This is a genomic window from Winogradskyella sp., assembly GCF_013213975.1.
Classification (GTDB): domain Bacteria; phylum Bacteroidota; class Bacteroidia; order Flavobacteriales; family Flavobacteriaceae; genus Winogradskyella.
The window spans coordinates 1-8,247 of record NZ_JABSST010000104.1; the positions used below are offsets into that span (position 1 = coordinate 1).

Sequence of the window (8,247 nt, forward strand, 5' to 3'; positions counted from 1 at the left end):
CTGCCACACGCGAGGGTTGTCGGGTTGGCTCTCGGCCTGCTGCTCGAGGCGCTGGACCATCAGCGCGAGGCTGGCCTCGGGGTCGTTGCGTACCTCTTCGATGGCCTGATACAGCACCAGGTCGCCCTCGGCGCCCTCCCAGCGGTACCACAGCACGCTGACCACCACCACCGCCACCAGCTGCTCCAGAAATTATAGAAGTCGTTGAAGATGAAGAAGAGGTGGAAGAGACTGTTATAGAATCTACAGAAACTGAAATGGATACAGAAATTGTTGAAGTTGAAGAAGTAGAAGTTGAAGAAGTTGAGGAAGACATAGAGGTACCGTTTCACGTCATTGAAAACGTTGCTGTTTTCCCTGGTTGTGAAAGAAAGAAAGGCAATGCTGCCAAGAAAGATTGCATGAACGAAAAGGTAAATAAGTTTATCGGTAAAAAGTTTAATACGGATTTAGCGAGTGATTTAGGATTACCTCCAGGACGCAAAAGAATCTTTGTACAATTTAAAGTCGATAAAAATGGTAACGTAACTAATATTGTGGCGCGTGGTCCTCACCCAGGATTAGAAAAAGAAGCAAAGCGGGTTATTGGACAATTGCCAAAAATGAAACCAGGAAAGCAAAGAGGTAAGGCAGTAGTAATGCCATTCTCTATCCCTATTGTATTCCAAGTACAAGATTAGAAAAATATACTTTTTTAAATATGAAAATCCCGTTCAAAATTCATTGGACGGGATTTTGTTTTTGGTATGCTTATTGTGACTTTATCATAATATTAACATTTTAAATAATACGTATTATGAAAAATTCTAAAAAAAACTTCAACAGTGTTGGTCAGAACACTACTGAAGTGAAGAAATCACAAAAGCATGATGCAAATTTACAAAAAAACTCAACCCTATATTTTCAGATAGGGTTGATTCTTTGTTTGTTAGGCACTTATTCGCTTTTAGAAATGCAGTTTCAGGATAAGACCATTATTCCTGATAGTGTTACCATTAATGAGGTTGCGACTATAGATGTTGCCCCTGACTATCGTGTCGAAGTTCAGCAGAAATTAGAGCCAAAAAAGAAGGTGGTGCGCAGCACTACAATCATTGACAAGATTAAAGAGGTTGAAGATGATGTTCCAGAAATTGAGGATAAACTCTTTACTCCTGATGCACTAGAGCCAACTAATGATCCCGTTGATCCTAATGATATTGTAACGATAGAAAAGCCTTCGGATCTCGAGCCAGTTCCATTTGAGCTAATTGAAAATGTTCCTGTCTACCCCGGTTGTGAGCGAAAGAAAACAAACGAAGCTAAGCGTAAATGTATGTCTCAAAAGCTAATCAAATTGGTAAGCAAAAAATTCAATACTAGCATTGGTGAGGATTACGGCATTTCTGGTTTGCAAAAAATTCAAACTCAGTTCATGGTAGATAAAAATGGTAATATCACTGATATTAAAGTGAGAAGTAATCACCCAGCCTTAGATAAAGAGGCGAAACGTGTGTTAAATAAGATACCACAAATGCAACCAGGGTATCAAGGTTTAAAACCAGTAGGTGTGATCTACACTTTACCAATATCTTATGAGGCGAGATATTAGCATTGCAAATCAATATTTATACAGGGCCGTTATCAATTTTGATAACGGTTTTTTGTTTTAAGGTTACTAAAAAAAATAAGTATCTTTCCAGCATTAAATACAGTCTTTTTTATGAAGCGATGTTGGCTTTTGATAATCTTGTTTTTTTCACTTTTGAGTTATGCTCAAAATGTCTCAACCTATGAAAAACCGCCAGTATTTTCTGAATGTGACTCAATAGCTATTGCTGAATTAAAGGCATGTTTCAATTATACTTTGAATGGCTTTATTTTTAAAAATTTCCAAGTACCTCAAATTGTTTCAGATGCGGATTATAAAGGTAATGTTCAAGTGCTTTTTGAAATAAATAAAGAAGGTGCTTTTCAAGTATTATATGTAGACGCAATTTATGATGAATTAAAAGCGGAGAGCAAGCGTGTTTTTAGCATTTTGCCAAAAATTATACCTGCCACCTATAATGGGAAGCCAACCTTTGTTCAGTATAGCATTAGTATTGCAATACCTTTAGAAGAACCTTTAAAACAAACAACTAAGGCAGTAGACTCAAATAAGCCGAGCCCTGATGAAATTAATAAAACCTTATCGGATGAGTTTGATAAAGTAGATCATGAATTAAAACCTTATGAGAAACTGGAATATTCTAGTGAGCTAAACATTCCGTTTACTCATTCCTATTATGCGCGTTTCGATTATGAGATGAATGCTATCGGTACTAATAGTCATACGGCTGCTAAACCATTTGTATATAGAGATGTTGCGAGATATTATGATATTAAGGCAGAAAAAGAAAGTTTGTTAAAAGATACAGACACTTGGTTTGGAAGAAAATTATATAATGAGCATTTGGTAGAAATACAAGGCAAAAATTATTGGTTTACAGTAGATCCAATTTTAGACCTCCAAGTTGGTACAGATACAGAAGCTGATGAGAGCACCTGGAATAACACGCGTGGGATATTTATTCAAGCTGGTTTAGGGAAGCGATTTAATTTATCGGCTTCGGTGTATGAAAGTCAAGGTCGATTTGCAGAGTATTTCAATCAATTTTCTGAAAGTTTGCGGGCTTTTGGGCCAGATCCTGCTATAATTCCTGGCCGTGGTATTGCAAAACGATTCAAGGATACCTCCTATGATTATCCCGTTGCAGAAGCTTATTTATCTTATACTCCAGCAGATTTTTTAAATATCCAATTTGGACATGGTAAAAATTTTATTGGTGATGGGTATCGCTCTTTATTGCAAAGTGATGTGTCGAGTCCTTACCCGTTTCTTAAACTGAATGCCACATTTTGGAAAATAAAATACACCAGTACTTGGATGTGGTTAAAAGATGTACGACCGGAGGTAGTTGAAGATGATGCCTTTTTAACCAAGTATATGGCTAATCATTACTTGAGTTGGAATGTTTCAAAACGCCTTAATATTGGTTTATTTGAATCAGTGATGTGGGCAGACACAAATGGTAGAGGTTTTGATGTTAATTACTTAAATCCAATTATTTTCTTCAGAGCTATTGAATTTCAGACCGGACAAGGAGCAGGTAATGCCATTCTTGGATTGAGCGGAAAATACAAATGGAATAATAAGGTTAACCTCTATGGTCAGTTCATTTTAGATGAATTCTCATTAAATGATGTAACAGCAGGAAATAAAAGTTGGAAAAATAAATTTGGATTTCAATTAGGGGTTAAATATTTCAATGCTTTTAAGGTTGACAACTTATTATTACAAGCTGAGTACAACCAAGTTCGCCCTTACACGTATTCGCATAATACTGAGATTCTTAATTACGCACATTTTAATCAACCAATGGCGCATCTTTGGGGGGCGAATTTTAGAGAATTGGTGTTAATAGGAAGATATAATTATAAGCGCTGGTTTGCCGATGCTAAATTTATTATTGGTCAGAGAGGGTTCGACTTTAATACTCAGGACGATAGTTTTGCTTATGGTGGTGATATCTATACAAATGAAAATGATCGTATTGGTGATACCAACATTACGATTGGTCAAGGAAATAAAACAAATAGCTTCATGACTGAAATACAGGCAGGATACCTATTAAATCCTCAAACTAATTTGAAACTATTTACGAATATCATTTATAGAGATTTTAATCCCCAAGCAGAAACTGCCACAACCACCAATTCCAATACATTATGGTTTAGTATTGGCGTAAGAACCGATTTATTTAATTGGTATAATGATTTCTAAGATTTAGAATTTGTAAGACTTTTATAAAAAGTCGTTCGCATTCGTTCACTATTTATGAATCCGTCGCCATAACCTAGTTCGTCGTAGATTTTAGTTATGTTGTCATCTGTTTTTACGTCCTGTTCAGTTTTACCTTGATCAATGGCCATTTGGACATTATCTCTGATCTGTTCTAACATGCTTAAAAATCCTTTATATTCTGCTTGATTAGACACCTTACCATGTCCGGGGATAATCCTTGTGTTTTCGTTAATTACCATAAGTCCACGTCTTACAGCTTCTATGTAACCATTAACAGAACCTCCGGAATTTAAATCAATATATGGATAACGACCATTAAAATAGGTGTCCCCTGTATGTAAGACATTACTATTAGTGAAGTACAAAATAGAATCTCCATCTGTATGTGCATTAGCAACATGAAAAACAGCCACACTTTCGTTATTAATGCTGATATTAAGTTGATCGTTAAATGTGATTACAGGAAGCGCCTCTTTAGGTTTATAAGATCCGTCTCGCTGTTGGACTTCAAGCCGTTTTTTTACGTTGTCATGTGCAATAATCGTTGCTCCAGCTTTGGTCATATTTTCATTTCCTCCAGAATGATCTCCATGAAAATGCGTATTTACCAAAAATTTTAAAGGTTTATCACTCAGTGTCTTAATTGCATTTAAAATTTTATCTGATAATGGGGCAAATTGATCATCTATAACAAAAATACCATTTTCACCAACAGATACTCCTATATTACCTCCAGCACCTTCAAGCATATAGGTTTGGTCAGAGAGTTGGGTTATTGTAATTTCGACCTTGTCGAAGCGACCTTGAGACATCAAAATAAAAGGGATACTAAAGGTAAAAATAGTGAAGCATAAATGTTGTTTCATGGTATATTTTAAAAAACGATTAGCTTTATAAAAATACGCAATCTTACATTAGTAGGTAATTTCTAATTAATGCAGGTCTTACGTTGGTTAAAACTATTTTTCAGAGTATCTTTGCACTCGCTAAGAATAGCAATAAAACGCAATTGGATTGAGTAGTACAAAATCTTCAGTTTCTAACGTTTCTGTCATTACAGATTTTAAAGAAATCACAAAGATGGGTTTGTCCATCAGTGTTGTCTTTTCTGCTTTGGCTGGTTATCTTTTAGGTGCTGAGACAGTTGATTTTATTACTTTAGTATTACTGGCTTTTGGTGGTTATTTTATGGTTGGCGCATCAAATGCGTATAATCAAATAATAGAACGGGAGTTAGATGTTCTGATGGATCGAACTAAAAATAGACCGATACCTTCAGGTCGAATGTCGGTAAGAACAGCCTTTTTAGTTGCTACTAGTTTTACGCTTGCTGGATTGGCAATGCTTTATGCCATAAACCCGAAGACAGCCATGTGGGGAGCAATTTCAATATTTTTTTATACCTGTGCATATACTCCGCTGAAGACAAAGACTCCATTAGCAGTTTTTGTTGGTGCTATTCCAGGTGCTATACCGTTCATGTTGGGTTGGGTTGCAGCTAGAGGTGGATTTGGTATTGAAGCAGGAACCTTATTCGCAATTCAATTTTTTTGGCAATTTCCACATTTCTGGTCTTTAGGATGGTTCTTATATGACGATTATGAGAAAGGCGGTTTTTATATGTTACCAACTGGAAAAAAAGATAAAGGAACAGCTGTTCAAATTATTTTGTATACCATCTGGACAGTTATAGTGTCTGTTATTCCAGTTATTGGTTTTACAGGTGATTTAAAGTTGTCGGTAATAGGTGCTGTTTTGATCTTTATATTAGGAATTGTGATGCTAGTGTACGCGTTCAGATTATTTCAATTACGTACAGTTAAAGCGGCAAAACAACTCATGTTGGCCATGGTGTCCTATATTACCCTTTTACAAATAATATATGTTGCAGATAAATTTTTGAGATAGATGGATTTAACAGAAGGAACACAAGAAGAAAAGAGAGCGAGATCAAAGAAAATGATGTTGCTGTTTACTATAGGAGCATTAGTGATGTCTTTTGCCGCCTTGATAAGTGCATTTATTGTTAGTGCAAAACAGCGCCGCGATAAAGATTGGTTAAGTAATTATGAATTACCAGATGCATTTTTTATTAGTGTAGGTGTTATTTTATTAAGTAGCCTTACTATTATTTTTGCTAAGAAAGCTTTAAAAAATAGCAATTGGAAAATGGCTATGGTAGGTTTGATTACTACCTTGGTTTTGGGTATTGTATTTGTTTTCAATCAGTTTGAAGGTTTTAGACAAATTATAGAGGCTGGATATAACTTTACTGGCCCAACAAGTAACATAACGATGTCCTATATTTATTTGATTGCAGTTCTGCACATAGGACACGTCATTGTTGGCTTAATATGCATTATTGTTGTTATTTATAATCATTTTAAACAGAAGTATAATGTCAGTAATATGTTGGGTTTTGAACTGGCGGCTAATTTCTGGCATTTCGTAGACGTGCTATGGCTTGTTCTGTTTTTATTTTTATATTTTTTTAGCGACAGAATTTGATTATTTTTGTCCAATCTTAAAAATTAAATAATTTCTATGGATTCTACAGTAGCAAATACTGGTACAGAAGGAAAAATTTGGGATGGGGGTAATAAGCCCCTAAAAGCAAGTTATGGTAAAATGATGATGTGGTTTTTCATTGTTTCCGATGCCCTTACTTTTTCTGGGTTTTTAGCAGCGTATGGCTTTTCAAGATTTAAATTTATTAAGGAATGGCCGATTGCAGATGAGGTGTTTACGCACGTTCCGTTTTTACACGGTCAGGAATTGCCAATGATTTATGTGGCATTCATGACATTCATTCTTATAATGTCTTCTGTTACAATGGTATTAGCTGTTGATGCTGGTCATCATATGAACAAGGCTAAGGTAACACTTTACATGTTCTTAACTATTATCGGTGGTGCGATTTTCGTTGGTTCTCAAGCATGGGAATGGGCTACATTTATTCAAGGAGATTATGGTGCTGTGCAGACTAATGGTGGTAATATTTTACAGTTTGGTGAGTATGTCACTGAAAATGGTAAAGAAAAATTTAAAAGAATTTCAATTGATGAGTTTGCTGTTGCAGAAGCTGGCACGCGTGCACAACATGAGAGAAAGAATGGATTGTGGTTTGTTAACGAAGAAAGCTTACCTCCATATTCAGTAAACGAAATCTACAAAGGCTTAGCAGCTAATGACAACATTTTAGTCAGAACCCAATTACTAAATGAAAAAGGCGAAAAGACAGTATTGACTAGAGAGGAATCACTTAATCAGATTAAAGACAACGGTAAGTTAGTCGTTAAAGGGGCTAACTTGGTAGTGAATGAATATGGAACGTCGTTGTTTGCAGATTTCTTTTTCTTTATCACTGGTTTCCATGGATTCCACGTTTTCTCTGGGGTAGTCATTAACATTATTATATTTTTTAATGTTATCCTTGGTACATATGAACGCAGAGGAAGTTATGAGATGGTCGAAAAAGTTGGATTGTACTGGCACTTTGTCGATTTAGTTTGGGTATTCGTATTTACATTCTTCTACTTAGTTTAAATAAGCATTTAAAATTCAGTTATGGCACACGAACATAAATTAGAAATATTTAGAGGACTTTGGAAATTTAAGTCTAATACGCAAAAAATATGGGGTGTATTAGCATTCTTAACTTTTGTAACTGCAATTGAAGTTGTCTTGGGTATCTATAAACCAGATGCACTTATGAGCACTTGGATAAGTCCTTTTGAAGGTGGTTTCTTTGCTACAATAGGTAATATTATTTTATCACCTTTTGTATACATGAAGCCTTTAAATTTAATCTTTATTGTACTGACCTTAGTAAAGGCCTACTATATTACATGGGACTTTATGCACATGCGTGATGAAACTAAAGCATTACGCAGAATGGTGGTTTGGACAGCAGTATTCCTAATTTGTTATTTGATTTTTATCTTATTACAAGAAGGGGGATATGTGTATGAAGTATATTTTCCTGAAAATACGGATGAGGCTTTAATTAAAAGAGATTTTTAAACTCAAAATGTTGAGTTAAATGATACATAAAGGTGGTTTTTTAAAACCACCTTTTTTATTTTTGTATTATGGAAGTGAGCAAAACAAAACGGTATATTATTCTAAGTGTTTTATTCTTTTTACCAGTAGCATTTATTCTTGTTATGCTCCTTTCAAAAGACAATTACAGCCCGTTAGATGTTGTTAAAGACAATGTACTTGAACTACCATTTAATAAGGACAGTATTCAGTTAAAAGATCATTTAACTGTTTTATCCTTTTTAGGAAAGCATCCAAAAGAGCACGCTACTGCAGCACTTAACTTAAAAGAATTAATCTACGATAGAAATAAAGGTTTTAAGACCTTCCAGGTTGTAGTTATTTTACCATTTTCTGCAAAGGAAGAGGCAGAAGATTTA

The 8,247-nt window shown here is 35.1% G+C and carries 7 protein-coding genes and 2 pseudogenes; 8 read left to right on the forward strand and 1 reads right to left on the reverse strand.

Annotated features, from left to right (window positions below; genetic code table 11):
- Window positions 1–161: 161 nt before the first annotated feature.
- The 3 genes and pseudogenes from HRU49_RS13210 to HRU49_RS13220 all read left to right on the forward strand — a co-directional run.
- Window positions 162–680 (forward strand): annotated as a pseudogene (locus tag HRU49_RS13210) (energy transducer TonB); the annotation flags it as partial.
- Window positions 681–796: 116 nt separating this feature from the next.
- Complete coding sequence (locus HRU49_RS13215; RefSeq protein WP_296357935.1) at window positions 797–1,591, forward strand: energy transducer TonB; 795 nt, start codon at window positions 797–799, stop codon at window positions 1,589–1,591.
- Between the two features lie 111 nt (window positions 1,592–1,702).
- A complete protein-coding gene (locus HRU49_RS13220) occupies window positions 1,703–3,805 on the forward strand; it encodes a gliding motility protein RemB (RefSeq protein ID WP_296357936.1) in 2,103 nt (700 codons plus the stop codon).
- Here the strand turns inward: HRU49_RS13220 and HRU49_RS13225 are convergent.
- Window positions 3,802–4,692, reverse strand: coding sequence for an MBL fold metallo-hydrolase (locus tag HRU49_RS13225; RefSeq protein WP_296357937.1), 891 nt, complete (start codon window positions 4,690–4,692; stop codon window positions 3,802–3,804). The genes HRU49_RS13220 and HRU49_RS13225 overlap by 4 nt on opposite strands.
- Before the next feature lie 148 nt (window positions 4,693–4,840).
- Here HRU49_RS13225 and cyoE point away from each other — a divergent pair, with 148 nt between their 5' ends.
- The 5 genes and pseudogenes from cyoE to HRU49_RS13250 form a co-directional block, all read left to right on the forward strand.
- Complete coding sequence (cyoE, locus tag HRU49_RS13230) at window positions 4,841–5,734, forward strand: heme o synthase (RefSeq protein ID WP_296357939.1); 894 nt, start codon at window positions 4,841–4,843, stop codon at window positions 5,732–5,734.
- Complete coding sequence (locus HRU49_RS13235) at window positions 5,735–6,334, forward strand: cytochrome c oxidase subunit 3 (RefSeq protein ID WP_296357942.1); 600 nt, start codon at window positions 5,735–5,737, stop codon at window positions 6,332–6,334.
- 36 nt (window positions 6,335–6,370) lie between these two features.
- The gene (locus tag HRU49_RS13240) at window positions 6,371–7,372 is read left to right on the forward strand and encodes a cytochrome c oxidase subunit 3 (RefSeq protein WP_296357944.1); all 1,002 of its coding nucleotides are present in this window, start codon (window positions 6,371–6,373) and stop codon (window positions 7,370–7,372) included.
- A gap of 21 nt (window positions 7,373–7,393) precedes the next feature.
- The gene (locus tag HRU49_RS13245) at window positions 7,394–7,849 is read left to right on the forward strand and encodes a cytochrome C oxidase subunit IV family protein (protein WP_296357946.1); all 456 of its coding nucleotides are present in this window, start codon (window positions 7,394–7,396) and stop codon (window positions 7,847–7,849) included.
- Window positions 7,850–7,917: 68 nt separating this feature from the next.
- Window positions 7,918–8,247, forward strand: a pseudogene (locus HRU49_RS13250) (hypothetical protein); the annotation flags it as partial.

Bases quoted from the DNA above. Each gene is read 5' to 3' on its own strand.
- HRU49_RS13225 (WP_296357937.1), bottom strand. From the start codon at position 4,692: ATGAAACAACATTTATGCTTCACTATTTTTACCTTTAGTATCCCTTTT.
- HRU49_RS13240 (WP_296357944.1), top strand. From the start codon at position 6,371: ATGGATTCTACAGTAGCAAATACTGGTACAGAAGGAAAAATTTGGGAT.
- HRU49_RS13235 (WP_296357942.1), top strand. From the start codon at position 5,735: ATGGATTTAACAGAAGGAACACAAGAAGAAAAGAGAGCGAGATCAAAG.
- HRU49_RS13245 (WP_296357946.1), top strand. From the start codon at position 7,394: ATGGCACACGAACATAAATTAGAAATATTTAGAGGACTTTGGAAATTT.
- HRU49_RS13220 (WP_296357936.1), top strand. From the start codon at position 1,703: ATGAAGCGATGTTGGCTTTTGATAATCTTGTTTTTTTCACTTTTGAGT.
- HRU49_RS13215 (WP_296357935.1), top strand. From the start codon at position 797: ATGAAAAATTCTAAAAAAAACTTCAACAGTGTTGGTCAGAACACTACT.